This is a genomic window from Archangium gephyra (genome assembly GCF_042230915.1).
In the GTDB taxonomy this organism is placed as follows: Bacteria; Myxococcota; Myxococcia; order Myxococcales; family Myxococcaceae; genus Archangium; species Archangium gephyra_B.
This window is the reverse complement of sequence record NZ_CP102578.1, coordinates 11,222,745-11,246,684: the sequence shown is the minus strand read 5'-3', so window position 1 is coordinate 11,246,684 and position 23,940 is coordinate 11,222,745. Positions and strand designations below refer to the sequence as shown.

Genomic DNA, 23,940 nt, shown 5'->3' with positions numbered 1-23,940 from the left:
TGTTGTACAGGTGTTCCTCGCGCTGTGGACGCTGAGCGCCTGTGCCCCGGCCCCGTCCACGCCCCTGCCTTCCACGACCCGGACGGACACGGTGGTTTCCGGCACCGAGGCCCGGGAGGACGCGGCCGTGGTGGCGCTGCTGGCGCGGCGGGCGCGTTGCACGGGCGAGCCGCTGACGCTGCTGTGCACGGGGTCGCTGATCGCACCGGACGTGGTGCTGACGGCGGCGCACTGCCTGGAGATCTTCGGCACGGATGGCGCGTACGAAGTCTTCCTCGGCGCGCGGCTGTTGCCGGAGCCCGAGCCCGAGGGCCGCTTCATGCGTGTGGCGCGAGCGGTGCGGCACCCGGGTTACGACCGGACGACGCACGCCTGGGACGCGGCGCTGCTGCGGCTGTCGAAGCCGGTGGACGTGTCCCCGCTCCCCCTCCCCGAGCCCGGGAAGACCTCACTGGAGCCGGGCCAGGCCGCGCGCGTGGTGGGCTTTGGCGACACGAAGGACGCGAGCACGCCCGCGGGCCAGCGGCGCCAGGGGAGTCTGGTGCTGACGGAGGTGGAGGCGGCCGCCTTCCGTGCGGGGCCCTCGCCAGCGATGAGCTGCGTGGGCGACAGCGGGGGGCCGGTGCTGGTGCGGGGCGTGGAGGGGCGCGAGGTGCTGGTGGGTGTCACCGCGAGCGGCGACGTGGCCTGCCGGACGGAGGCCTTCAACGTCCGGGTGGACGCGCTGCTCGAGGACTTCATCCACCCGTTCCTCGCCGAGCCCGCGGAGCCGCGGGGCCCGGTGCTGCCCCTCGAGTCCCTCTGCACCGCCGCGTGCACGAGCGATGCGCAGTGCCCAGCGGGACTCGCATGCGAGTCCGTGGCCGAGGGCGGCGAGGCGCGTTGCCTCCAGCCCGCGTTGCAGGAAGGGGACTACGGCGCCGTGTGCGCCGAGGACGCGCAATGCGGAGCGGGCAGCGTGTGCGCGCGCCTGGAGCCCGAGGGCGAGGACGCATGCCGCTGCTTCACGCCCTGTGCCCAGACACCCCCGGCACCGCTCCCCGAGGAGGCGAGTGGTTGCGCGGGGACGCCGGGCACGGGCCCGTGGGTGTGGGGCGTGAGCGCGTGGGCCTTGCTGTGCGCCACGCGCTCGCGCCGGGGAGGCCCGTCAGGAGGAGCCGGAGCGCTCAGCCGCCGTGGAGGCGCGCGCGCTTGCGCGGGCCGCCGCGGTGGGTGATGTCCATCTCGCTCGGGGCCTTCTTGCGGCCCTGCACGGGCGAGCCGCGCTTGCTGCGCGTCTCCTGGCGCTGCTTGGCCTCGTTGCGAGGCTTTTTCGGACGCTCCTCGCGGCGGTAGGCGGCGGCGGCCTCGGTGGGCACCGTCTTGCGGTGGGGCCCGTGGCGGTACTGGGCGGCGGCCTCGTCCGGAATCGTCTTGCGGCGCGAGGTGGTGCTGCCCGTCTCCGGCAGGGGCAGCTTGAGGCTCTGGGCCGTCTTGCCCTCGCCGGGAGGACGGCGCCGGCTGACGGAGCGCTCGGTGGTGCGGGTGCGGCCGACGATGCTGCCGCTCTTCTTGAGGGCGTGGGCGCTCTTGCCGGCGGGAACGGCGCCGGTGTCCGAGGCCATCACCGTCATGGTCGTGCCCTTGGCCTTGGCGCGCTTGGCGCGCAGCTGCTTGGTCTTCTCTGGCATGGGTTCTCCCCCCACATGTAGGTAGGGATGACCGGCCGGAATGACCAGGGGGGCCGGTCCATCTGTCGGGTATGGGTTGTTGGATGCCGCGGGGGCGCTACGAGGCGGTGCCGCGCTTCGTCTTGCGCCGGGTGACGGTCCTCTTGCCGGGCCGCACCTCGGTGGTGGCGGGCCCGAGTCCCACGGGCTCCGTCATGGCCGGGCCAGGGGTGGCCTTGCGCATGAGCTTCTGACGCCGCAGGGCCGCGGCCTGGTCGCGGGGCACGGTCTTCTTCCCCTTGCCCAGTCCCTGCGCCTGACGGTTGGGCTGCGCCTCGTCCGCGCTCGTCACCCGCCGCTTGTTCTTGATGCCTGCTTCCCGGGTCCTCACTGCCATAGCGTGGCCTCCTGCATCGGAGGTAAGGACACCCGGGCCGGTTTTCCATCCCCCGCGGGCTTCACCCCGCGCCGGGCGCTTGCTGGCTCAGCGCCCCATCTCGGCCGCGGCCCGCGGGCAGTCCTTCACGATGGCCTGGGCCTGCGCGTCCCCGTCCTCGGCCTCGCTCAACGCGCGCGACACCGACGTGGAGCACTTGAAGGGCGAGGGCGGCGTCTTCGCGTTGCAGCAGCGCCACCCGTCCAGCTTCTTCAGGTAGCCGAGCGCCTCGCGCTTCGTGGGCATCACGATGAACCACACCGAGGCGAAAGCCATCACCAGCCAGAAGCCCTGCCAGCCCAGGCCGCGCTGCCACTTCTTGGTGAAGGGGGGCACGGCCTCCGGCTGCACCTTCTGGAAGCGATCGAAGTAGCGCCGCTGCAGGAAGGGCGAGATGACCAAGTCCACCGGGACGAGCAGGGCCCGGAGCAGGCCGCGCCCGGGCCCCGGCGCGCTGCCGTCCGTCACCAGCCGCAGGCCCACCACGCCCCGCCACAGCGTCCACCCGCTCAGGCCGCCGGCCAGGGACATGAGGAGCCACGTCACCGCGCCGGCCACCACGAGCGCGCGCGGCGTGCGGTCCACGTCCAGCGCCCGCAGCGCTCCCCAACCCAGCAGCGCCGAGGTGGCCAGGTCCAGAAGGTCCGCGAACCACAGCCGCCACAGGTAGCGGGTGTCGGCCGGTTCGAACTCCGAGGAGAACAGCGCGTCGCTCATTCGCACCCAGCATAGTCCGCGAATCGCGCCCGTCTCCGAATAGTTGCGCGGCCGCGCCTAGCCGCCGCTGCGCTTGAGGTGCATCTGGCTGGGAGGCTTCTTGCGCCCACGCACCGGCGCTTCCGGGTGGGGAATCTTCGGCAGGCGGGGCTCCGCGGCCGGGCCCAGCCGGGCCCGTGACAGCAGCCGCTCGCGCCGCAGCAGCGGGAGCTCATCCCGGAAGGGGATGGGCTTGCCCTTGCTCGTCTGGGGGCCGTGCTGCACGGTGTGCGCCGCCGCGTGGCGCCGGTTCTTGATGCCAACCGTGTCCGTTCGAACCGCCATGGTGCTCTCCCTCCTCTGCCAGGAGAGGAATGAGCCCGGGGGGCGCTACCGTCATCTCAGCGAGGGACGGACGAGGGCGCTGATCGGCCGCTCGAGCAGGGGCGGGACGGGAGAGACCCTCAGGAGGAGCGGCGCTTGCCGCGCGACAGCTCGTCCACGGAGAAGAGCAGGCCGTCCCGGGGGGCGGAGGATGCGGCCGAGGAGGACTCGGACGGACGCCGGCGGGCCTTGGCGGGCTTCTCGTTGGCCGTCTCCGCCAGGGTGGCCTTCACGGCGCGGCCCGAGAGGTTCGGCAGGGACTTGAGGGGCGGCAGGTGCACCTTGCGGCAGTTGCGGCACCACGACTGGGGCCGGCGCTCGCCGCGGATGATGCGCGTGCCGAAGTCCTGCTCCGTCGGGCCCACGTGGCCGCAGCGGGGGCAGCGCGACAGCGCCGTCTTGCCGATCTCCTTCGCCAGCTGCCGCCCGTGCTGCACCACCAGCTTCAACGCCGCGGCGAAGCCCGGCGGCTTGGGCGCCGGACTCGGCTTGCGAGCCCGCTTCTTCCGCCCGCTTTCATTCCGGACAGCCATCAGGTCCATCCCGCTGAGAAGGTCACCCTGCTCAAGGACTCGCAACGCGCCGTTGGTGGTCGAGTGGCTCACGGCTCTACTCATACTAGGGGGGTCTGACACGCCCTGCTGATCGGCCAGGTCGCCCGGCCGCTCCCCTGGCTCCCCACCTTCCCCGAGCCAGCCCGCCCCCTCTCCCCGCGTCCCCAGAAACTCCTTCCTGATCGCCCGCTCCCGCCAGTCCCCCACCCATGCCCACCTTCCAGGAAACGACACTCCAGAGGAGAGCGACATGGCCGACACGCCCACCGGCGGACCCATGAGCCGTAGTGAGAAGCGCCACCAATCCCACCTCGGCCGCACCTACGCCGCCTTCATCAAGCACCTGTCCGAGGTAGGAAAGTTGGATGCGGGGGTGGTTGAGTGTGCGGCGGTGTCGGTCGTCAACGCGCTGCTGCACCGCATCCAGCCGGAGGAGGCGAAGGATCTGGAGGCGCAGTTGCCGCGCAAGCTGCTGGAGTTCCTGCCCAAGGAGGGCCCGGACAAGCCGGCGCGGCAGTACGGCCGGACGCGGGACGACTTCCTGAAGGTGGTGGCGGAGGACCTGCGCAAGGACGTCTCCGAGGTGGAGCCCATCGTGCGCGCCGTCTTCCTGGGCCTGCGCGAGCACATCTCCGAGGGCGAGGCGCACGACGTGGAGAGCAACCTGCCCCCGGACCTGCAGGACCTCTGGCGGCGCACGCAGTAGACCCCTACGTCCGGTCCCCTCCAGTCGCGGGCGGCTGGGGGGCCGGCATCTGGAACCGCGAGAGCAGGCCTGCTCCGAGCTGGGCGAGCAGGAAGAAGCCCCCGCAGATGAGCAGGTAGATGCGGGCGAAGTTCGTCTCGTTCGCGGGCTGCACGAGGGCCAGCACGTAGGCGGGGATTCCGCCGATCGCCAGGGCGAAGACCAGCTGGAACAGCAGGAGGAGCCAGCGGTGTTGAGACCGCCCCCAATGGGCCAGCTCCGTGTTGAGCGCGAACGTCTGCGTCCCTTCCAGCTCGAGCCGCTGCTGAAGCTGCTGCTCGTACCGGCACAGGTTCTGGACCAGGGCCTCGATGATCGACTGCTTGAGCAGGTCGCGGAACCACAGGATGGCGGCCACCGACAGTGCGCAGAGGAAGCCGACAAAGGCCATCTGGGCGACGTGCTGCTGCCCCGCGGGTCCGGCGACTCCGAGCTCCACCTTCCCGTTGTGCGCGTAGAGCGCGAGGCCGCTGATGGCGAATGACACGAGGCTCCCGAGCGCGGCGAGCATCTTGAAGTCCGAGAACGAGCCCTGGAGGTAGGCGTCCACCTTTTCATTCAGGCGGACGTACTCCTTGTAGACGTAGTCGATGCGCTTGAAGGGTCGGAGCTTCTTGGGCCGGGAAGACTCCGGCTTCTGGGAGGGACCTGACATGGGGGCGCAGTGTGGTCCATCCACCAGGGCTCAGGGGGCGCTCGTGTCGCCTCCGCCGGTGGTGGAGGGGGGGAACACAGGCGTGCCGCCCGGCGTGGTGGGATCGTGCGGGAGGCTGCCGCGCGGGCTGCGCAGGTAGACGAAGGGCGTGGCGAAGAGGAAGTTGCTCACCCGCGACGTATAGATGTCCGCGTAGCGCTCCACTTGGCGCGCCAGGTGGCTCTTGTCGTTGCCCGCCCGCGTGAGCAGGCCCCAGATGGGGTTGGCCAGCTCGCTGGCGGCGCGCGCCATGGGCCCCAGCTCCGCGTCGAGCGCCTCCAGTTGCAATCGCAGCTCGGCCGCGCGGGCGTGGAGCTGGTCGTCCGGCGGCGAGGGCTCGCGCGGGCCGTAGCCCATCCTCCTCCGCTGCAACTCCAGCCGCACCTGGCAGGCCTCGGCCTCCAGGCGCTCCTTGCGCACCATCCGCTCCTCCAGCCGCGCCTCGGTGGCCCGGAAGGCGCTGATGGCGCGGATCTCATCCTCCAGCTCGCGGATGACGAGCGCGGTGCGCCAGCGCAGCACGTTCTTGGTGACGTGCACGTCGCCGAACATGTGGTCGCCCACGTAGAGAATCTCATCCCCGCTCATGCCCAGCGAGCGCTCCACCTCCAGGGCGCTGCCGCCGAAGTAGGGCACCCCCGGCTTGAGCGGCCCTGAGTGCGGCCGCAGCAGGCCCTCCTGGCCCTGCACCGTCACCACCTCGAAGAGCGAGGAGCGCGTGGTGAAGAACTCGGGCTTGCGCGCGCTGACGATGACCACGTCGAACAGCTCGCGCCACGTCATCCCCTTGAGGTACGGGTCGAACGCCGCGTGCATCATCGGCAGCGTGTAGGCCCATTCGCTGTTGGTGATGAGCAGCAGCTTCTTGCCCGCGTTCTTCTGGTCCAACAGCGCCAGGGCCGTTTCCGGCTCGGCCAGCACGTAGCGCCCCGGGTCGGCGATGATCTCCGCCTTGAGCGCGCCCTCCATATGGGTGGCATCCAGGCTGCGGCGCACGTGCTCGTAGACATCCGTGTAGCCCATGGGGCCGGCGAGCTTGCCGGCATCCAGCAGGTCCACCACCTGGGCGTACAGACACGCCTCGGAAAGTGAGAACAAGGTATTGAGAAAAACCCAGCGGCGCTCGGACAGGTCGATGATGGTGCGGGCGTACTCGGTGCGCTGGGCCTCGAAGTCCATGGGCCGGGTGCCGTGCAGCGCCTTCTTCACGAAGCCGAAGCGGTTGGCCTTGAGGAGGTTGCCCTTCTCGGTGTCGATGATGAGGCCGCGCATGGCCAGCATCGGATCGAATGTCAGGTGGCCCACCGGCCAGCCCTGCGCCACGAGCCGATCGCGCATGTGCTCGTAGGCCCTTTGTTCCCACGCCTCCACTTTGTAATGGATGAGCGTGTAATCCATGTCATAGCCGACAGCTTTGATAGCCCTCATGTTGAGGGTGCGATTACAGAAGAGCCCGCGCTCGGGTGGGGGGGCTGTCAGGTTCCCGGTCATATGCCTACGTTCGTGCCCTGGCCGGTGCCAAAAGTCGATACTTCTGGCGGTGTGGGCGTTGGTGGAGGGCGGGGAGCTGGCCAGGACCCGCCTCGAGTGAGGGGAGCCGAACATGAGGGGTCTGCCGGGACTCGCGGTGCTGGTGGTGGCGTTGGTGGCGGGGGGGGCGAGTGCCGAGGACGAGTGGGAGCAGATCTCCGATGGAGATGTGACCATCCGGGTGCGCAAGCGGACGGACATCCCCGGGGGCCGGGAAGTGTGGGCGGAAGGCGTGCTGGACGTCGGCCTCCAGGACATCCAGTCGGTGCTGAGGGACCACGAGAGCTTCCGGCACTGGATGCCGTACGTGACGGAGTCGCGCGTGCTGTCGACGGGGCCGGAGGGGACGCGGGTGACGTACACGCGGTTGGATCTGCCCGTCATCTCCAACCGGGACTACGTGGTGCGCGTGGTGGACGAGCAGCTGCTGCAGGAGGACGGGACGGGGCAGTTCCGCCAGACGTGGAGCTCGGAGAACGGGGCCCTGCCGGAGCAGAAGGGCGTGGTGCGGCTGCGCCACAACCAGGGCAGCTGGGTCTTCACCCCACGCGGCGAGGGCAAGGCGCACTTCGTCTACCGCTTCACGGTGGAGCCCGGTGGCTCCATCCCCGGCTTCCTGGCGGGCTTCGGCCAGAAGGACGCGGTGCTGGACACGGTGCGCGCGGTGGAGAAGCGGGCGCGCAAGGTGGCCGCGGAGCGGACCGCGTCGAGCCAGGCGGCCTCGAAGGCCGCTCCCCGGCCGCTGTAGCCGTCAGGACAGCCCCACCCCGAGCAGCACCAGGGTGAGGGTGCCAGCCACGCCCAGCGTCCAGCCGATGGAGTGCAGCTTCCGCGGCGAGGGCAGGGCCACGCACAGCCCGAGCGCCACGAGGCTCACGGGCAGCAGCGCCAGCACGCGCAGCAGGGGCAGCCCGGAGACGAGCGCCCAGAGGACGGCGGTGCACAGGAGGGCGGCCACCAGCGCCGCGCCCGTGCACCGCAGCCGCTCGCGGTGGGCGTGGGGCCGGTGGCTGGCGATGACGGTGCGCACCGCCAGGGTGGCCAGCCCGAAGGACAGCCCGTAGGTGCCCCAGAGCGTCAGCGCGCCAGGCGCCGGCAGGCCTCCGGCCATGGCGACGGGCACCGCCCAGGCCGAGAGCGCGAGCGCGGCGAGCACCTCGCCCGAGAGGGTGCGCTCCTGCCGACTCCAGGCGAGCAGCAGCACCTCACCACCCAGGATGATGGGCAGCGCGAGGAAGGGCCGGGCCTCGGGCGGCAGGGCGAGGGCGCCGAGTACGAAGGCCAGCGCTCCCAGCGCCCCCATCAGCAGACCCCACCCCCTGGCGCGGGCTCCATCCCGCTCGCCGCGGCGCGCGCCCCGGTGGCCGAGCAGCAGCAACAACGGCTCGTGGGCGAGCAGGCAGGCGAGCGCGGCCCCCGAGAGCCAGAGGGCACTGGCGGGCGCGCCGGAGACGAAGAGGGCGGTGGCCAGGGGCAGGCCGAGCTGGAACCAGACGCCGTGCTCGCGCGGAAGGAGGCCCTGGAGCAGCGAGACCGGAGTGGGGTGGGTGGAGAGGGAAGCCATCGCGTGTCCTCGAGCAGGAGGGGCCCGGGTGAGGCCCGCTGACACCCAGAGCAAGGGGTGTTCCAGCGCGGGTGCGAAGGGGCCGGGGGGCTTGCCTGCGCAAGGGGTGCACTGGGACCCGGGGCGCCCGCAAAGCTTGCGCGCGACGGGCGTGTCTCCCGGGGACGGGGGCGGGAGGCACGTTTCCTGAAGTGGGCTGAAACCACTGGCCGGTGGGCCTCTGGGGGCACCGGAGAAGTGGGGAAGCACCATGGACTCAATGATGATCGAGGCTCGGACGGCACTGCTGCAGCGGCGGAGCAGCCTGCGAGGCCTGTTGAGGCTCAACCTGCCGGAGCCGGACCCGGTGGACGAGGCGGTGGAGGAGAGCGCGGAAGAGGTGCGGGCGCGGTTGTCGGATCGGGAGGAGCGCGAGCTGCGGGACATCGACGACGCGCTGGTGCGCATCGAGCAGGGCCGCTTCGGGCACTGCGCGCGCTGCGGCGGGGCGATCGGCCGGCACCGGCTGCGGGCAGTCCCCGAGGCACGTCACTGCATGGCGTGCAGTGCGCAGGTGGGTCGCTGAGGCGTGCTCTCCGGAGCGCGCGCCGCCAGTCCACGGCGACCGGGCGCGGCGCTGTCAGCGGTACGTGGAGGCAGCGGAAGCGGCACTAGGCGCCGTGCGCGACTGCGCGGAGGCAGGAGGGGGCGGGGCCGCGGGACGCCGGTGGGGCCGGTGGACACCGGGCAGGAGCCCCGCGAGCGGCGCGCGCGTGGCACACCCTCCGAGCATCAGCAGGAGCGTGATGCCGAGGGCGCGCGGGCCGCAACGCCTCCAGGTGAGCCCGCGTGGAGAGTCCGTGGAATCGGCGCGCATGGAATATCCCCCCAGGAAGTCCGGCGTATCCACCGAGCATCCGAAGGCCCCGGGCGTCACGTCAAACGCGGGCCGGCTTCCTTCGTTGGAAAGACAGCGGACGTCATCTTTGGAGTCATCCTCGGCGGGATGACCGTGGAAGTGGTTTTGTCCTTGCCTTGCAGGGGACGCCGCACGTAGGGTGTCCGCGTACGCCCTGGAGCTTGGTTCCTCCTGCCCGTCCTGCTCTCCCAGTCGGCCATGGCCTCCACCGTCGTCCCAGGAACCGGCGCACCATGAGCCCGCCACGGCACCCCAGGGAACTTCTCGAGGGAGATTGGGTTCGGGACTTCCGCATCGTGCGCTGGCTGGGGGCTGGACACTCCGCCTTCATGTTCCTGGTGGAGCGTGGGGGCCGCCGCTACGCGTTGAAGATGTCGACCCGGCCCGCCTCGCTCACGGATGAGGGCTCGGTAGAGGCCTGCGTGCGCCGCGAGGTGGCCTCGCTGGAGCACCCCCAGTTGCTGCCGGTGCTCGAGTGGGGCCGGTGGCCGGCTCCGGAGACGGACTACTCCTACTTCGTCACGCCCTACGTCTGTGGGAGCACCTTCCACGCGTGGTGCCAGCAGAAGCGCGCGTCCCTCGACCGCTGCCTGGGCGTGCTGTGCGAAGTGCTGAAGGTGCTGGAGGCGCTCCATGCGCGAGGCGTGAGCCATGGGCACCTCCAGGCGGAGAACCTGCTGGTGCGGTGGGAGGATGGCAGGCCCTTCCTCATCGACTTCGGCTCGGCGCGGCTGCCATGGGCGCTCTCCCGCCAGCCTCCCGAGGCCGTCTCCCTTGTTTCACGGTTGGAGGCCCGGCCCGCCGCGGACCTGTATGCCTTTGGCGTGCTGCTGTACGAGACGCTCACCCAGTGCGCCATCACCTCCGCGACGCCACCGGCTCCCCGAGAGCTCGACTCCACGATTCCCGCCGCCTTGAGTGCACTGGTCATGTCGCTGTTGGCGCAGGAGCCCCAGCGGCGTCCCAGGAGCGCCAGGGCCGTCCGCGAGGCGCTGGTCCGGTTGCGAAGGGACGAGGAGTTCACCCGGGCCAGGCGGCACCTGGCGCGAGGCGCCGCCGAGGGCTCTCGGCCGCAGGCGTTGCCGCCCGGCGTGGCGTGGCTGGAGCAGGTCAAGGAGGAGCTTCCAGAGCCGGATCCGCCGCGGCTGCAGCTCGCACCGGCGCCCGTGGAGCGTCCTCCGTCCGAGCCCTCGAAGCGGGCGGGGGAGTGGCCGAGGTGCTTCGCCGCCGTGGTCCTGGCCCTGGGGTTGCTCGGGCTGGGGTGGATGCTTCACCACGTGGTGCGTCCGCCACCTCGGGAGTGCTGCGTCTGCGCGGAGCACACCGCGCGGTCCGCGTCCTCCTCACCTCCGCTCAAGGTCCACCCGGCCCGGCCGGACTGGCGCTGAGCTGGACCGGGGGATGGGGCGGAGCCTCGTACAGTGGGCAACAGAGCAACCGGCCTGACACGGTGTGTTCTGGCTGGCGGACCCACGAGGCAGGCAGCCGAGAAGGCGTGCGCGGTCCAGGCCCAGCGGCTATAGGTCGAGGGTATGAATGACGTCTCCACTGTGCGGGTCGCACCCGCGGTGTTGCCAAAGCCGAACGACCCGTGCTGGTGCGGCAGTGGCACCAAGTACAAGAAGTGCCACAAGGGCGCGGATGCCGTGGAGGCTCGCAAGCGGGGGCCCGAGGCTCCCTCGCGTGGCATCCGGCCGGGCGTCATCAGCCCCATGCGCACCGTGCCTGCCAGCGTCCCGCGTCCGGACTACGCCGTGTCGGGCCGGCCCGCCCGCATCTTCCCTCCCTCCGAGGTGAAGAGCCCGGACGTCATCGCCCGCATGCGCCGCGCCTGCAAGGCCGCCGCCGAGGTGATGGCCGCCACGGCCGCCCACATCCGCCCCGGCATCACCACGGATGAGCTGGATGCCATCGCGCACGAGGAGTACGTGCGCCGCGGCGGCTACCCCAGCCCGCTCAACTACCACGGCTTCCCCAAGTCCATCTGCACCTCGGTCAACGAGGTCATCTGCCACGGCATCCCCGACAACCGGGCGCTCGAGGACGGCGACATCGTCAACCTCGACATCACCATCTACCTGGAGGGCGTGCACGGCGACACCAATGCCACCTTCCCCGTGGGCAAGATCGACCCGGACAGCGAGCGCCTCATCCGCGTCACGCACGAGTGCCTCATGCGCGGCATCGAGGCGGTGAAGCCCGGCCTGCCCATCAACGTCATCGGCAAGGCCATTGAAGCGCACGCGACGCAGAACGGCATGGGCGTGGTGCGTGCCTACTGCGGCCACGGCATCGGCGAGCGCTTCCACACCGCGCTCCAGATTCCGCACCACTTCGACCCCGAGGCCAAGACGATCATGGAGCCCGGGATGACGTTCACCATCGAGCCGATGATTACGCTCGGCCACTGGCACCACCGGGTGTGGGACGATGGTTGGACGGCGGTGACGGCGGATGGCAGCCGCACGGCGCAGTTCGAGCACACCCTGCTGGTGACGGACCAGGGCGCCGAAATCCTCACCGTGGCCTGACCGGAGCCACCGGGTAGACTCCTCCACCGTTTCCAGCGGAGGCACTGTTGCCGCTGGCCGTGGAGGAGCCCGCGCCCTGAGCGTCCTCCGTGCGGCTCAGCCGCGGAGCGCGCCCGCCACGGGCCTCGAGTCCACGCGGGCTCCGCGGACGGACTGCCACCACGGCTCCACGCCCTCCACCCGCGAGGGCTCCACCGGGGCTCCCAGCTTCGGCATCACCAGGCGCACCCGCTGCTCCTGCCCCAGCCGCACGAGCGTCTCCGCCGGGTCATCCCACGCGTGGATGGCGAGGTTGAACGTGCCCCAGTGCACCGGGAGGAACGCGCCACCGCCGAGCAGCTCCAGCGCCTTCAGCGCGTTCTCCGGCCCGAGGTGGATGTCGCCCCAGGCCGGGTGGAACGCGCCCACCTCCAGCATCACCAGGTCGAACGGCCCGAGCTTCTGGCGGATGTCCGCGTACTCCGGCGTGAGCCCCGTGTCGCCGCTGAAGAAGACCTTGTGCTTCGGGCTCTCGATGACGAAGGACGACCAGAGCGTGCGGTTGCGGTCTCCCAGGCCCCGTCCGGAGAAGTGCTGCGAGGGCGCGGCGGTGATGCGCAGCTCGCCCCGTGGCAGCGTGGCGGACTCCCACCAGTCCAGCTCCGTGATGCGGCCGTGCGGCACGCCCCACGCCTCCAGGTGCGCGCCCACGCCCAGCGAGGTGTAGAAGGGCACGTCCGTGCGCGCCAGCTCGAGGATGGTCGGGTGGTCGAGGTGGTCGTAGTGGTCATGCGAGACGATGACCGCGTCCAGCGGGGGCAGTTGCGAGAGCGTCACCGGCACCGGATGGAAGCGCTTGGGCCCCGCGAAGGACCAGGGGGACACGCGCTCGCCCCAGACGGGGTCCGTGAGCACGCGCAGCCCGTCCACCTCGAGCAGCACCGTGGAGTGTCCGAGCCACGTCGCGCGCAGCCCCGTGTCCACCGGCCGGGCCCACGTCGCGAGCGGGCTCTCGATGGGCAGCGGTCCGGGCGGCGTCCGCTCCTTGCCGCCGAGGAAGAACTCGCCCATCGTCGAGAACGCGGTGCCCGGCTTGAGCCCGGGGCCCACGCCCGCGGTGTTCTTGAAGAACCCCTCCAAAAAGCGGGGCGAGGCGCGCATGCGCTCGAGACGGAGGCCGTGGGCCTTCCCACCGAAGACGGAACCCTTGGACATGTCGCGGGTTTAACGCGGAGCCCCACCGCGTGCCACTGCACCCCGTGTGTCCCTGGAGCCACGTCCCCTCGTGTGCGGCCGGAGACGGGGTTGCGCAAAGCCTTGAAATTCAAAGGCATTGCGCCCGGGCTCGCTGGTTGCACTGCGAGCGGCCATGTCCAACCCACTTCGTTCCGAGTTGATGCGATCGCTGGCCGGTGCGGCCGTGGCCCGAGGCCTCCTGTTGATGGCGCTCTTCGCGGGGAGTGCCCACGGCGAGCCGGTGACGCGCCGGCCCGCCTCGCCCTCCACGCTGCACTTCGTGGTCCTGGCCGACGACACCTCCTACCTGGTGCTGGCCGATGTCGAGAAGGCAGAGTCGCTGCCGCCGCATGGACCGTTGCGCCTGACCGGCGAGGAGTCGGCCCCGAGCGCAATCGCCGAGGTCTCCGAGGCCGACCTCCCGGCGGACCTGCGCGCGTGGAGCAAGCGCAAGGTGGTCGTCGACGAGCGCTGCCATGCGGCCGTGTCTGGTTTTGCCATCGTGGCGCGCGTGGTGGGCCGCCCGGACTACGCGGGCTTCACGGAGAACGAGTGGACCGCCGACAGTGTCCTCTCCGTCGGCAACAAGGTGCTGGCCGCTCGCCTCGACCGCTGCAAGGGCAACTTCGCCCGCGCGGCCAGCGCCGCACCGATTCGGGTTCCACGGCCGGTCGTGAACGAGGCCGCCGTGGCCGCGGCGCGCGCCGATTTCCTCGCGTCCGAGGTCATCGCCCAGGCCAGGGCCGAGCAAGCCCAAGCCGAGGTCGCGGGTGCGCTCGAGCAGGTGTATGTGCCGCGCGTGGTGACGGTCCGGCACCCCACCACCGGCGAGACCTGGATTTCACTCCACCTGCGCATCGGGGAGGAGGGGTGCAGTGAGCCGCAGGCCAACGTGTGGGGCCTCTACCGCGTCACCGCGCGGGGCGTCGAGCGGACGCGGCTCCTCCAACTCGTCCCGCTCCAGACCATCGACACCTTGCTCGACGTCGATGGGGACGGGCAGCTCGAGCTCTTCATCCAGGATGATTTCGGCTTCAGCCGCGAGCTTCGCTCCGGTGAGGGCAAGGTCCTCAACCGCATCACCCTGCCCATCTACGAGTGCATGTGTTGAGGCGGGAGGAAGGGCTCGAGCGGGGACGAGGCAGCATCCGTCCCGTCCCGCTCCCGGGCCTGCTACGGGTTGGCGATGGCGAACTGGTGGAGCTTGTTGATGTTGCTCGAACCGCAGCCACTGACGCTGCCCGCGATGATCTTCCCGTGCAGGAAGGCGTCACGGATCAGCGCCAGCTTGGTCTGGGACTGCGCATCGGCGAAGTCGAAGGTGAGGTTGTAGTTGGCGAAGGCGCCCGTGCACGTGCCCTTCACGCCACCCTCCACCTGCACCAGCACCTGCGTGTCGTTCATGAAGATATCCAGCACCTTGCCCTTGAACGCGGGCGTCGGGGGCAGCGCCAGCGCCATGGCGGGGATGACGGAGGCCAGCAGCGCGGCGGCAACGAGGGTCTTGGTCTTGCTCATGTCATGTCTCCTGGTTCGGGAAACCCGAGGGAAGTGAATGGGTGTGCCGCTCGATGACTGAAGCGGCGAAGCCCGTGTTTCCCTTGAGCAAGCCCTGAGCCAACGGCCCTGGCTGGAGCCGCTCCTCTGGAGGGCCCGGCTCCCGCCTGGGCGAGACATGCTCGTGGCGCGTCAATGACGCGTCATGAGCCGCGGTGGACGCGTCATGAGCCGATGCGCACGACGAAGGTGTAGTCCACGTCGAGCGGCTTGCCCTGGGTGGTGACGGGCGTGACACGCCAGGTGGACAGGGCCTCGAGCAGCTCCTGCTCCATATAGGGCAGGCCATTGAGCAGCCGGCAGTTCGTCACCCGGCCATCACGCGTCACCACGCAGCGCACCAGCGCGGTGCCGCGCACGCGCTCGGCCCGGGCCTCGGCGGTGAGCTGCGGCTCCCTGCCGCTCACCCGCTGGGGACGCGTCATCGCCGAGGGCTCGAAGTCCACGGGCTCGCCCGCCCCGAGGGCCTCCGGCTGGGGCCTCCTCAGCTCGGGCGCCCGGGCCGCCACGGGCGTTCTCGGCTCGGCCTTCGCCTCCGTCCTCACCTCGGCGGTGGACGTGGGGCGGGGCGCGGCGCGCTTCTTGGGCCGCTCGGCCTTGGCCACGGGGGCCGGCGCAGGCGCGGGCGCGGGGGCTGGAGCCATCTCGGCGATGGGCTCGGACGCCGGGAGCGCCGAGGTGGTCGCCCGTGAGGCCGTGACACACCCGGTACCACCCAGGGCGATGCACGCGGCCAGCAGGCAGAAGAGGGCAGGGCGAGGCTGCACGGAGAGGAGCGGGCCAGTCATGCAGTAATTTTACACCAGAACGGGACGGAATGCTGCGAGATCAATCCGAACGCCCCGGAAATCCCGTGGAGCCACTGTATGGGATTCAGGGGTCAGGTGGGTGTTATTGGAAGAGAGGAGGTGGACCATGCCGCTGCGACGAGACATCCCCCTGTTCCAACTCGCGACCGAGGATGGGCACGAGCGCGGTACGCGCAAGGCCTGGCAGCGGCGGGAGATGGTGGTGGCGTTGCTGCACGCCAATTGTGAGGACTGCCAGCGATTGCACGCGGAGCTGGAGGCGCTGGCACCCGGGTGGCACCAGCAGGAGGTGGAGGCCTTCACGGTGATGATGCCGGGACAGCGCGGGGAGCCGGTGCTGCCGGGGGCGCTGAAGGACGACGAGCAGGGCACGGTGACGTGGAGGCTCGCGGAGTGCTTCGGGCGGGTGCCCGGCACGGCGGTGGTGGCGGTGGCCAACCGCTTCGGCGAGCTGTACGGGGTGGTGGACGTGCACGGCCAGCCCACGGCGCGGGTGCTCGGCGAGGCGCTGGAGTGGTTGGACCTGGCGCAGCGCCAGTGCGGCGAGTGCTCCGCGCCGCTCTGGGAGTGAGCGCCTAGGGGACGGGAGCCTTGCCCCGGGGCGTCACGCGCACGGGCGGCTCGATGAGCTCGGGCGCGGTGGCGCACGGGTCGTCCGGCTCGTAGGCGGGCGCATAGGGGCCGGCGCGTGTCTCCTTCCACTGGCGGGGCACGCGCTCGAGGCCCACCGGGAAGACGGTGAGCTGGCCGTCCTTGTCGATGCGCATCCGCAGGAAGTTCTTCCAGTCGGCGATGGCCAGCGAGATGAAGGCCTCGTTGGAGTGGGCCTTGAAGCCGTTGACGCTCACCATCAGGTACAGGCCCATGATGAAGGGCCCGACGAGGAAGCCACCCAGGAAGGTGAAGAAGGCGCCCAGGAAGAACTTGGCCCACACGTGCTTCCACCCGGCGGCGCACAGGGTGGCCCCGGGGACGAGGATGGTGTTGCCGGGGAGGATCTCCTGGCAGATGCCCAGCCCGTTGGCGGTGAGGTACATGCCGCCCCAGGCCACGAGGAACGCGGCGGTGATGTGCGCCAGGCCATGCAGTCCGCCGGCCAGCCAGCGCCAGCGCCCGAAGTCCTTGTCCGCGAAGCTCACGAGCCCGCCGAGCGTGGACAGTCCGAGCACCAGGGACCAGGGCCGTGTCACCACCGAGGAGGCCACCGCGGAGAGCACGTGGGGCAACTGCGTCAGCCCGTAGCTTCCGATCTCCGTGTAGGTGGCCAGCGCGAGCAGCAGGTAGAGCGCGCCCGTCATCAAGCCGAAGAGAGGGCTGTGGCGGATGAGCAGCAGGTTCTGCCAGGCCAGCTTCCGGGAGGTTTTCTCGTCCGGGAAGCTCTTCTTGTGCACGTACCGGTCGCGCAGCCGCCGCGCCGCCGGAGCGTGGGTGGGGTGGAGGAAGGCGCCGCCGCCGCCCGCGATGATTTTGTGTTTGCCCTCGGGGTCCTCGTGGCGCCGGTAGTGGTGCAGGTCGCCCGCGAGGAAGAGGCTGATGCGCCGGCCAAACACCTTCTCCTGGAGGTAGTCGAGGTTGTTCTCCAGGTAGCCGCGGCGGCGCTTGGAGGCGGCCATGACCCAGGCGGGCTCGGCGTTGCAGAGGATGATGCGGTCCTCGGGCCCCATGTGCTCGGCCACCTGGCGGAAGTACTCCACCTGGGGCACGTCGATGTCGCTGTCGAGTTGCACGTCGGTGCCGACGAGCCACCAGCCCTGGGGCAGCTTGAGGGCGAAGTAGCTGCGGCTCTGGCGGGTGCGCCGGCCGGCCAGCCAGCGGTTGGCGCAGAACAGCCGCATGAAGGCGGACAGGCCATCGTACCAGTCGTGGTTGCCGGGGATGGCGAACAGGTCCGGGCTGGGCTCCGGGGTGCGGCTCAGGGCCTCCTCGTAGGGCTGGACCAGGCGCTCCTCGTACGTGTCGCGGCTGGCGCCCGGGTACACCTGGTCCCCGCCGAACACGAGGATGCGTCCGCGCTCGATGGCGTGGGACTGGCCGGTGGGGTCCTTCACCTCGAGAGAGGGCAGCGCGAGGAGCCGGGCCACGGCATAGGTGGAGTTCCACCCGTCACCGGTGTCCGCCACGTAGTCCAGCCAGAAGTCCTCGCCGGGGGACTCCTGCGAGTAGTCGAAGTAGGGCGGCTGGGGGCGCACCACGGCCTCGATGAGCCGGTGGTCCGCGCGAGCGCCGAAGACGGCGGCCACCAGCGCGTCCAGGCCGGTGCGGATGAGCATGGACGGGTGGAGCCAGCGCACCATGTCCGCGTGCCGCTCGGGCTTCGTCGCGGTCCCGGAGTCGTCGGGAGTGCCGGCCTCGTGGAGGGTGAAGTCGCTGGAGGGCGCTTCGTGCGGCTGCGCGGGCTGCGGCTTCTTCGCGGTGGCGGGCTCGTGGGGTGTCACTGGAGGCGACGGTCCCCCAGCCCCGCGCTCCGGTCAACTCCCCGGCTCGGGACGTGATGGGGCACATGGAGGAGGAGGGCGCTTCCGTTCCCGCTCCCCGAGCGGGCGAGCGGGCTGACGATTCCGGTTGCCCGGAGGGCGCCGGGCGTGATGCATGACGGGGTCATGAACGAGTTTCCCATCACCGTGCGCTTCCCCGTGCAGTGGGGCGAGATGGATGCGTACGGCCACGTGAACAACGCGCGGTACTTCACCTGGTTCGAGGCGGCCCGGATCGCCTACATGGCCCGGGTGGGGCTGGTGAGCGCGGAGATGCAGAAGCCGGATGGAGGCGTGGGCCCGATTGTCGCCGCGACGAACGCGGAGTTCCTGCGTCCCGTCGTCTTCCCGGCGGACCTGGTGGTGGGCGCGCGCGTGACACGCCTGGGCAATACCAGCCTCACCATGGAGTACGCGGTGGAGGATGCGCACAGCGGGGTGCGCTATGCGCGCGGCGGAGCGGTGCTCGTCACCCTGCGCTACCCCACGTACGACAAGGTGCCCGTGCCCCCGGAGATTCGCGCCGCCATCGAGGCGCTCGAGGGCCGCATCTTCGAGTGAGCCCCTACGGCGAGGGGCTGGAGGAGGCGCGGGGAGTTGGCACGCACCTCCACGGCTCCTTGGCCGTCTTGCGGTGGCAGGTGAAGCCGGGCTCGCAGGATGAGGCGTTCTCGGGAGTGCAGGACTTGTGGCACTGATACAGGTGGCAGACGGTGCCCTCGGGACAGGGAGGGGCGCCCGCGCTGCAGCCCGAGGTGCACTGCATCCACACCGCATCCACCGGCTGCGGATAGTCCTGGAGCAGGCAGCGCTGGTCCTGGGGACAGGGGTTCTGCTGGCAATCCCGTCCGTACACCGTGGCGCAGATGGAGGCGTGCCTGCCTTCGAGCACGGGGTGTTCCAGGGCAACGCACCTCTGTTCATCAGGGCAGGTCCGGCCCTCGCAGGTGGGCAGGCAGGAGGGTCCGTCCGCTGGGCCCTCCTGACAAAAGAAGCCCTCGGGACAGGAAGAGGGGTCCTCCGGTTTGCAGCGGCGGCCACAGCGGGACTGGCAGAGCAGGTCCTTCTCACAGGCGTAGTCCCTGCTGGACGGATGCTCCAAACACACCTCGCCCTCCTTGCGCATGCCTGTCAGCGAGCAGACACGGATGGGGTCCTCATTCGAGGTCATGGTCTGGGTGCGGCAGACGAATCCCTCCCGGCATTGCAGATCCGTCATGCATCGGCTGTCCGTGCAGTAACGGCTCATTGTATGGGTGCTGAAGAAGCACCGGAGGGGCGACTCGCAGTCCCTATTCGAAACGCACGATTGCCCGTAGGTGAGCAGGCCTCGGCGTTGCTCGTCGGAGAGCATGGGAATGGGCGTCTTGCCCTGCGCGTGCGGCAGGTTCATGCCCTGCTTGAACATGGCGGCATGGAGCAGCCACACGAGAGGTAGCGTCAGGAGGATGCCGAACAGGGTGGCGAGGAGCGGGCGCCAACTCATGCGGTTCTTCCGGCTCACGGCCTGTTGTCAGGCGGAGGAGGACGGCACTCAGGGGGGCAGTCCTGCTGTGCCTCGGGCGTATTGCCTCGTCCATGGTAATTCTTGCAGAGCTTCATCCACTCTCCATCGTCGAGCGCACAGTCACTCATCGAGTAGTACTCGAGCATGTCCCGCTCCAGGGCTTGCTCGAGCGTTCCCTCCCTACCCCAGGCATGGGGGCAGCCCACCGTCGCGATGAGCAGCAGGGGCAACAGCATCAACAGCGCAACTCGGCTCGTCATGCGGCCTCTTTTCGATGCGGCGGCTCGGGTCTCGGACACTACCCGCCGCGGCGCGCGTCCGCCGGGGCGTTGGGGTGGCGCTGCAGCAACTGGCGCAGCTGCGGCTGCCGGCGCACGGCCTCCTGTTTGAGCAGGTGGACGATGAGGGCCGGCGGCGCCGCGCTCCAGCGCGCGATGTTCTGGATGAGCATGGGCGAGCGGTAGGTGCGCCCGCACAGCAGCGCCGCCGTCTTGCCATCCACCGCGAGCCCCACTAGCGACGCCAGCACCCGGCCCTCCGTGTTGAGGATGAGCTCCACGCGCTCCTCGGCCGGCGCGGTGTTGAAGCGCGTACGCATCACCTCTCGCGCGGTGCGGCGCGTGCCCTCGGGCACGTCCCGGTCCATCGACACCTTGTACTGCTCCATCAACCGGCGCCCACTCCACAGGCGGCGGAAGAGGCTCGAGGGCAGCTGTGGGTTGCGCACCAGCCAGCGGCGCACCCCCGCGTCCGAGGCGAAGGCCGCGCGCCCACACAGCGCCTCCAGTCCCACCGGGTTGTGGTGGTGCCTCGCGATGAGCCGTGCGTGCCCCAGCCCCACCCGCATGTTCTCCAGCACGGACTTGATGACCGCCGGCACCGGATCGAAGCAGAAGGCGGACAGCTCCGGGTCCTCCGCGGCCCGGGCCTGGCTGGCTCGCTCGTCCTCGGGCAGCGGATGCAATCGCCGCTCGAACAGCTGCCTCCAGTTGCCCGCGGCGGCCTCGGCCGTGGCGTCCTCGGGCTCCTCCGCTTCCTCCGGGGGCTGCTCCTCCCCGTCGGGCGGTGGCTCCTCACCTCCGGCCCGTGGCTCCTCGGGCGCGGCCCCGGAGCGAGGCGAGGGCGGGGCGGGTGGTGGCGCCGGGGCGGGAGTGGGAGCGGGTAGCACCGCGCCGTGCTCGAGCAGGCGGGCCATGATGGCCTGGATGCGCTCGGGGGGGAGGCCGGTGAGGGCGGGCAGGTGCCGCACGGGGGTGAAACCGTCCAGCCGCGACAGGACGAAGCCCTCTTCCGGCGTGAGGGGGAGCTTCGCGAGGGCGGCCGGGGGAATGGGCTTGGGCGTCCAGTCGTTCACGATCCGTCTTCCCGGAGTGCCTCAACCCTAGGCCGAATGACATCAGATCGCCAAAGAGACGTGGCGGAGGGTTGACGAATGGGGAGGCTCCGGACGCACAATTCACCTATGACCGAGCGCATCCCGACCTACGCCGAGTTCTGGCCGTACTATCTGCGTGAGCACTCGCTGCCCATCACGCGCTGGTTGCACTTCCTGGGCACCTCGGTGGCGGTGAGCCTGGGCGTCACCGCCGCGCTCACGGGCAAGGCGTACCTGGTCCCCTTCGCGCTGGTGTCCGGCTACGGCTTCGCCTGGGTGAGCCACTTCACCCTCGAGAAGAACCGCCCGGCGACCTTCAAGTACCCGCTGTGGTCGCTCTTCTCCGACTTCCGCATGGCGGGCCTGATGCTGGTGGGCCGCCTGTCCAAGCACCTCGCGCGCGCGGGCGTCCGGGACGAGGACGACCAGTCCGGAGGTCATTTGCGGCGGGTGCCGGTGCCGGTTCCGGTCCGTACCCGCCGCAACGGCCGCTGAGACGCGGCACTCCCTTCGGGGAACAGGCGTCCGGGACACGTCCCGGGCGCTGAGGTACACCCGGGCGTGATGCGCATGCCACTGCTCGCCGCCCTGTGCTTCCTGCTTCCTTCCCTCGCCCTCGCCGGTGATGCCCGCTGCAAGGGCTCGCCCCAGGCTCGCGCCGCCCGCTTCTCCGAGAAGCTCCTGAAGGGCAGGCAGCCAGCCGAGCGCTACGCCGAATACGTCCGTGCCTGCTCGCTGGACGCGGTGGTGGAGCTCACGAAGTCGCTCGTCCGCTTCAAGACCGTCAGCAGCGAGCTGCCCGCGGCGAAGAGCCCGGAGATCGCCGCCATGGGCCGCTTCCTGGAGCAGTGGGCCCAGGCGCACGGCCTGGGCTTCCGCACCGTGGGGGACAACGACGTCTTCGAGCTGTCCTGGGGCGAGGGCGAGCCGCGGCTGGGGCTCGTCTTCCATGGTGACGTCGTCCCAGCGCCCGCGCACGAGTGGAAGAAGCCGCCCTTCGAGCCGTACGTCGCGAAGGGCCGCCTGTATGGCCGTGGCGTCGAGGACGACAAGGGCCCGCTGGCCTCTACCCTCGTGGCGCTCGCGATGGCGAAGGAGCTGGGGCTGAGCCCCGCCCAGGGAAAGGTGCTCGTCATCATCGGCAACGGCGAGGAGAGCGACTGGAGCGGCATGCTGCGCTACGCCGAGACGCAGAAGCCGCACCCCACGCACGTCATCTCGGTGGACTCGAACTTCCCGGTGGTGGCGGCGCAGGGAGGCTTCGTGGCCTGGGCGCTTGAGGCCGAGCTGGGTGCGCCGCCCGCGCAACCCACGCCGGGCCAGCTGCGCGCGGTGGACGTCACCGCCGGCGAGTTCCTCACCCAGGTGCCTGGCGCCGCCACGCTGACGCTGGAGCCCGCGGGCCTGGAGCCGGACAAGGCGCTCGCCGCCGTGCGCGAGGCCGTGGCCGCGGTGCGCACCGCGCGTCCCTCGCTCCAGGCCGAGGTGAAGCAGGCGGGTCCCCGGCTCGTGCTCACCACCCATGGCAGGGCCGTGCACGCCTCGGTGGCGGAGGAGGGCGCCAACGCCATGTGGGACCTGGCCGCCGTCGCCGCGAAGCTGCCGCTGGAGCCCAACGGCATCCAGGCCATGCTGCGCGTGGTGGCCGAGCGCTTCGACGGGGACCACTGGGGTGAGAAGCTGGGGGTGGCCTACCAGGACGCGTTGATGGGCCGGCTGCTCGTCGCGCCCACCGTGCTGCGAGTGAAGGAGGGCAGGGTGGGCCTGGCGGTCAACATGCGCCGGCCCCAGGGCAAGGACTCCGCCGCCTTCCACGCCTCGCTGGACGAGGCCGCGGCCCGGCTCGAGCGCGACACCGGTGGCCGGGTGAAGGAGTTGAAGGAAGCGAAGGGCGGGGAGGGCGGCCGCTATGTGGGGGATCCGCATGTGGCGGACACCTCGGGGCCGCTCGTCACCACGCTGCTCGACATCTACAAGCGGCACCGCGAGGCTCCGGACGCGAAGCCCCAGTCCGTGCGCGGCGGCACCTACGCGCGCCTCTTCCCGCGTGCCGTCGACTTCGGACCCGCCTTCCCGGGGGACCTCTACACGGGCCACGCGCCGGACGAGTCCATCTCGATCGAGAACCTCGATGCCACCACCCGCATGGTCGCCGAGGCCCTCCACATCCTGGCCCTCACGCCGCCTGAGAAGTGAGCAGGGAGCGGCGGGGGCTACTGCGCCAGGTCGCCCAGCACGTACGAGAGCGTGCTGGCCTTCAGGGCGCGATCGAACCAGCGGTCCAGGGTGACCAGGTCCCTGCAGGAAAGGATGCGTTGCCGGGCCTCGTCGCCGACGTGCACACCGCGTGCGTCGAGAATCCGCAGCACACTCTCGGCACGTTCCTTGGCCTGTCCCCGCCGCATCCCCCGCTCGATGAGCTTCTCGCCCCAGCTCCGCATCAGCTCCTCCGCGCGTTGCGCATCCACCACCGAATGTAGCACCTGCCCCATCGCTCGGCGGGCCGTGCTGTCCCCGATATAGAGCAGGTAACGGATGACCATCCGGAGGTTCTCGGCGCCGTCGGGGGCGGCTTGCACCTCAGCGAAGAGCGCCATCCACTCCGGGAGACGCTCGGCCAGCTCCTCGTTCCTCCCGTAGCGCAGGGCCAGCCACGCCAGCCGGACCAGGGGCGGGCCGGGACGGGCCCTCAGCGCTTCTTCCCGCTCGGCCGTCAGGTCATCCAGCAGGTACTCGAAGCGTGGCACCAGGGCTTGCCAGCGCTCCCGCTCCTCCCCCTCTTCCGGCACGTCGAAGAGCTCCTCCACCCGGCGCGGCGCCGTCCAGGCCCCTTCCGCCCCGTGGTACATGACGAGCGGGATGATGACCGGCAGCCGTGGGCTCTCCGGGTGCTGCTGGCGCCACAGCTCCACCGAGCGCACCACGTAGCGCAGCATCCGCAACGCCATCCACCCATCCACCGAGGACTGATGCTCGAGCAGGACGTAGAGCAGCAGGGGCCGGCCCGAATGCAGCCGCGCCGAGAAGAGCAGATCGCTCTCGGTCTTCCGCAGCTCCGGGTCCACCACGCTGCCCGGCTCCTGTCTCAGCGTTCCCCAATCCACCTCGGAGACGACGTGCGAGGGCAAGGTGGCACGCAACTCGGCCGCGGCTCGCTCGGGGTGGCCGAAGGTGTAGCGGACGAAGAGATCATGGGGTCCGGACATGCCGGTGGCGCCCCAAGCACGCGGTGGGCCACTGTCTCCCCAGAGGGCATGGGCCTTCCGCCCTCGTCCACCCCGGCGCCCGCCATCCCGCCCCGGGGACCCGCTGGAAGAGGACG

At 70.6% G+C, this 23,940-nt stretch carries 27 protein-coding genes; 11 read left to right on the top strand and 16 right to left on the bottom strand.

What is annotated here, in order from left to right:
* Positions 1 to 10: 10 nt before the first annotated feature.
* On the top strand, positions 11 to 1,216 hold the full coding sequence (locus tag NR798_RS44415; protein WP_375768684.1) for a trypsin-like serine protease: 1,206 nt from the start codon (positions 11 to 13) through the stop codon (positions 1,214 to 1,216).
* Here the strand turns inward: NR798_RS44415 and NR798_RS44410 are convergent.
* The 5 genes from NR798_RS44410 to NR798_RS44390 all read right to left on the bottom strand — a co-directional run bounded on the left by NR798_RS44410 (position 1,167) and on the right by NR798_RS44390 (position 3,698).
* On the bottom strand, positions 1,167 to 1,670 hold the full coding sequence (locus NR798_RS44410) for a hypothetical protein (RefSeq protein ID WP_375768683.1): 504 nt from the start codon (positions 1,668 to 1,670) through the stop codon (positions 1,167 to 1,169). The genes NR798_RS44415 and NR798_RS44410 overlap by 50 nt on opposite strands.
* 97 nt (positions 1,671 to 1,767) lie before the next feature.
* Positions 1,768 to 2,046: a hypothetical protein gene (locus NR798_RS44405; RefSeq protein WP_375768682.1), complete on the bottom strand. Its 279-nt coding sequence runs from the start codon at positions 2,044 to 2,046 to the stop codon at positions 1,768 to 1,770.
* Between the two features lie 87 nt (positions 2,047 to 2,133).
* Entirely contained in the window at positions 2,134 to 2,802 is a 669-nt protein-coding gene (locus NR798_RS44400) for a hypothetical protein (RefSeq protein WP_375768681.1), read from the bottom strand.
* A 57-nt stretch (positions 2,803 to 2,859) separates the two neighbouring features.
* Positions 2,860 to 3,126, bottom strand: a complete 267-nt coding sequence (locus tag NR798_RS44395) for a hypothetical protein (RefSeq protein WP_375768680.1) — start codon at positions 3,124 to 3,126, stop codon at positions 2,860 to 2,862.
* A 119-nt stretch (positions 3,127 to 3,245) separates the two neighbouring features.
* Entirely contained in the window at positions 3,246 to 3,698 is a 453-nt protein-coding gene (locus NR798_RS44390) for a hypothetical protein (protein ID WP_375768679.1), read from the bottom strand.
* 298 nt (positions 3,699 to 3,996) lie between these two features.
* Between NR798_RS44390 and NR798_RS44385 the strand changes: the two genes are divergently transcribed.
* The gene (locus NR798_RS44385; protein ID WP_375768678.1) at positions 3,997 to 4,425 is read left to right on the top strand and encodes a DUF2267 domain-containing protein; all 429 of its coding nucleotides are present in this window, start codon (positions 3,997 to 3,999) and stop codon (positions 4,423 to 4,425) included.
* A 4-nt stretch (positions 4,426 to 4,429) separates the two neighbouring features.
* Here NR798_RS44385 and NR798_RS44380 read toward each other — a convergent pair whose 3' ends face one another.
* Positions 4,430 to 5,119 (bottom strand): hypothetical protein, encoded by a 690-nt coding sequence (locus NR798_RS44380; protein WP_375768677.1) that lies wholly within the window; start codon positions 5,117 to 5,119, stop codon positions 4,430 to 4,432.
* A gap of 30 nt (positions 5,120 to 5,149) precedes the next feature.
* Positions 5,150 to 6,649, bottom strand: a complete 1,500-nt coding sequence (locus NR798_RS44375; RefSeq protein WP_375768676.1) for an HAD-IG family 5'-nucleotidase — start codon at positions 6,647 to 6,649, stop codon at positions 5,150 to 5,152.
* Positions 6,650 to 6,761: 112 nt separating this feature from the next.
* Between NR798_RS44375 and NR798_RS44370 the strand changes: the two genes are divergently transcribed.
* Entirely contained in the window at positions 6,762 to 7,436 is a 675-nt protein-coding gene (locus NR798_RS44370) for an START domain-containing protein (protein WP_375768675.1), read from the top strand.
* 3 nt (positions 7,437 to 7,439) lie between these two features.
* On the opposite strand, the gene NR798_RS44365 is transcribed toward NR798_RS44370, so the two are convergent.
* Positions 7,440 to 8,252 carry a YwiC-like family protein gene (locus NR798_RS44365; protein ID WP_375768674.1) on the bottom strand — a complete coding sequence of 271 codons (813 nt, stop codon included), beginning with the start codon at positions 8,250 to 8,252 and terminating at the stop codon, positions 7,440 to 7,442.
* Positions 8,253 to 8,502: 250 nt separating this feature from the next.
* Between NR798_RS44365 and NR798_RS44360 the strand changes: the two genes are divergently transcribed.
* From NR798_RS44360 to map, 3 genes are all read left to right on the top strand, one after another.
* On the top strand, positions 8,503 to 8,817 hold the full coding sequence (locus NR798_RS44360) for a TraR/DksA family transcriptional regulator (protein WP_375768673.1): 315 nt from the start codon (positions 8,503 to 8,505) through the stop codon (positions 8,815 to 8,817).
* Between the two features lie 566 nt (positions 8,818 to 9,383).
* A complete protein-coding gene (locus NR798_RS44355; protein ID WP_375768672.1) occupies positions 9,384 to 10,538 on the top strand; it encodes a serine/threonine protein kinase in 1,155 nt (384 codons plus the stop codon).
* A 144-nt stretch (positions 10,539 to 10,682) separates the two neighbouring features.
* Positions 10,683 to 11,681 (top strand): type I methionyl aminopeptidase, encoded by a 999-nt coding sequence (map, locus tag NR798_RS44350; protein ID WP_375768671.1) that lies wholly within the window; start codon positions 10,683 to 10,685, stop codon positions 11,679 to 11,681.
* A gap of 96 nt (positions 11,682 to 11,777) precedes the next feature.
* On the opposite strand, the gene NR798_RS44345 is transcribed toward map, so the two are convergent.
* Positions 11,778 to 12,875: an MBL fold metallo-hydrolase gene (locus NR798_RS44345; RefSeq protein ID WP_375768670.1), complete on the bottom strand. Its 1,098-nt coding sequence runs from the start codon at positions 12,873 to 12,875 to the stop codon at positions 11,778 to 11,780.
* A gap of 154 nt (positions 12,876 to 13,029) precedes the next feature.
* On the opposite strand from NR798_RS44345, the gene NR798_RS44340 reads away from it, so the two are divergent.
* Positions 13,030 to 14,007, top strand: a complete 978-nt coding sequence (locus NR798_RS44340) for a hypothetical protein (RefSeq protein ID WP_375768669.1) — start codon at positions 13,030 to 13,032, stop codon at positions 14,005 to 14,007.
* A gap of 62 nt (positions 14,008 to 14,069) precedes the next feature.
* Here NR798_RS44340 and NR798_RS44335 read toward each other — a convergent pair whose 3' ends face one another.
* Positions 14,070 to 14,414 (bottom strand): hypothetical protein, encoded by a 345-nt coding sequence (locus NR798_RS44335; RefSeq protein WP_375768668.1) that lies wholly within the window; start codon positions 14,412 to 14,414, stop codon positions 14,070 to 14,072.
* Between the two features lie 203 nt (positions 14,415 to 14,617).
* Positions 14,618 to 15,241, bottom strand: a complete 624-nt coding sequence (locus NR798_RS44330) for a TonB family protein (protein WP_375768667.1) — start codon at positions 15,239 to 15,241, stop codon at positions 14,618 to 14,620.
* A 127-nt stretch (positions 15,242 to 15,368) separates the two neighbouring features.
* On the opposite strand from NR798_RS44330, the gene NR798_RS44325 reads away from it, so the two are divergent.
* Complete coding sequence (locus NR798_RS44325; RefSeq protein ID WP_375768666.1) at positions 15,369 to 15,833, top strand: hypothetical protein; 465 nt, start codon at positions 15,369 to 15,371, stop codon at positions 15,831 to 15,833.
* Positions 15,834 to 15,837: 4 nt separating this feature from the next.
* Here the strand turns inward: NR798_RS44325 and NR798_RS44320 are convergent, their stop codons facing one another.
* Positions 15,838 to 17,556 carry a metallophosphoesterase gene (locus tag NR798_RS44320; RefSeq protein WP_375773921.1) on the bottom strand — a complete coding sequence of 573 codons (1,719 nt, stop codon included), beginning with the start codon at positions 17,554 to 17,556 and terminating at the stop codon, positions 15,838 to 15,840.
* Between the two features lie 306 nt (positions 17,557 to 17,862).
* Here NR798_RS44320 and NR798_RS44315 point away from each other — a divergent pair, with 306 nt between their 5' ends.
* Entirely contained in the window at positions 17,863 to 18,297 is a 435-nt protein-coding gene (locus NR798_RS44315; protein ID WP_375768665.1) for an acyl-CoA thioesterase, read from the top strand.
* 4 nt (positions 18,298 to 18,301) lie between these two features.
* Here the strand turns inward: NR798_RS44315 and NR798_RS44310 are convergent, their stop codons facing one another.
* The 3 genes from NR798_RS44310 to NR798_RS44300 form a co-directional block, all read right to left on the bottom strand.
* Positions 18,302 to 18,628, bottom strand: coding sequence for a hypothetical protein (locus NR798_RS44310; protein ID WP_375768664.1), 327 nt, complete (start codon positions 18,626 to 18,628; stop codon positions 18,302 to 18,304).
* 608 nt (positions 18,629 to 19,236) lie between these two features.
* The gene (locus NR798_RS44305; protein WP_375768663.1) at positions 19,237 to 19,503 is read right to left on the bottom strand and encodes a hypothetical protein; all 267 of its coding nucleotides are present in this window, start codon (positions 19,501 to 19,503) and stop codon (positions 19,237 to 19,239) included.
* A gap of 38 nt (positions 19,504 to 19,541) precedes the next feature.
* Positions 19,542 to 20,597: a hypothetical protein gene (locus NR798_RS44300; protein WP_375768662.1), complete on the bottom strand. Its 1,056-nt coding sequence runs from the start codon at positions 20,595 to 20,597 to the stop codon at positions 19,542 to 19,544.
* A gap of 108 nt (positions 20,598 to 20,705) precedes the next feature.
* On the opposite strand from NR798_RS44300, the gene NR798_RS44295 reads away from it, so the two are divergent.
* Both NR798_RS44295 and NR798_RS44290 read left to right on the top strand, forming a co-directional pair.
* Positions 20,706 to 21,113, top strand: coding sequence for an Mpo1-like protein (locus NR798_RS44295; RefSeq protein ID WP_375768661.1), 408 nt, complete (start codon positions 20,706 to 20,708; stop codon positions 21,111 to 21,113).
* Positions 21,114 to 21,182: 69 nt separating this feature from the next.
* Entirely contained in the window at positions 21,183 to 22,814 is a 1,632-nt protein-coding gene (locus tag NR798_RS44290) for a Sapep family Mn(2+)-dependent dipeptidase (protein ID WP_375773920.1), read from the top strand.
* A 17-nt stretch (positions 22,815 to 22,831) separates the two neighbouring features.
* On the opposite strand, the gene NR798_RS44285 is transcribed toward NR798_RS44290, so the two are convergent.
* On the bottom strand, positions 22,832 to 23,824 hold the full coding sequence (locus tag NR798_RS44285) for an Rpn family recombination-promoting nuclease/putative transposase (RefSeq protein ID WP_375768660.1): 993 nt from the start codon (positions 23,822 to 23,824) through the stop codon (positions 22,832 to 22,834).
* Positions 23,825 to 23,940: the final 116 nt, after the last annotated feature.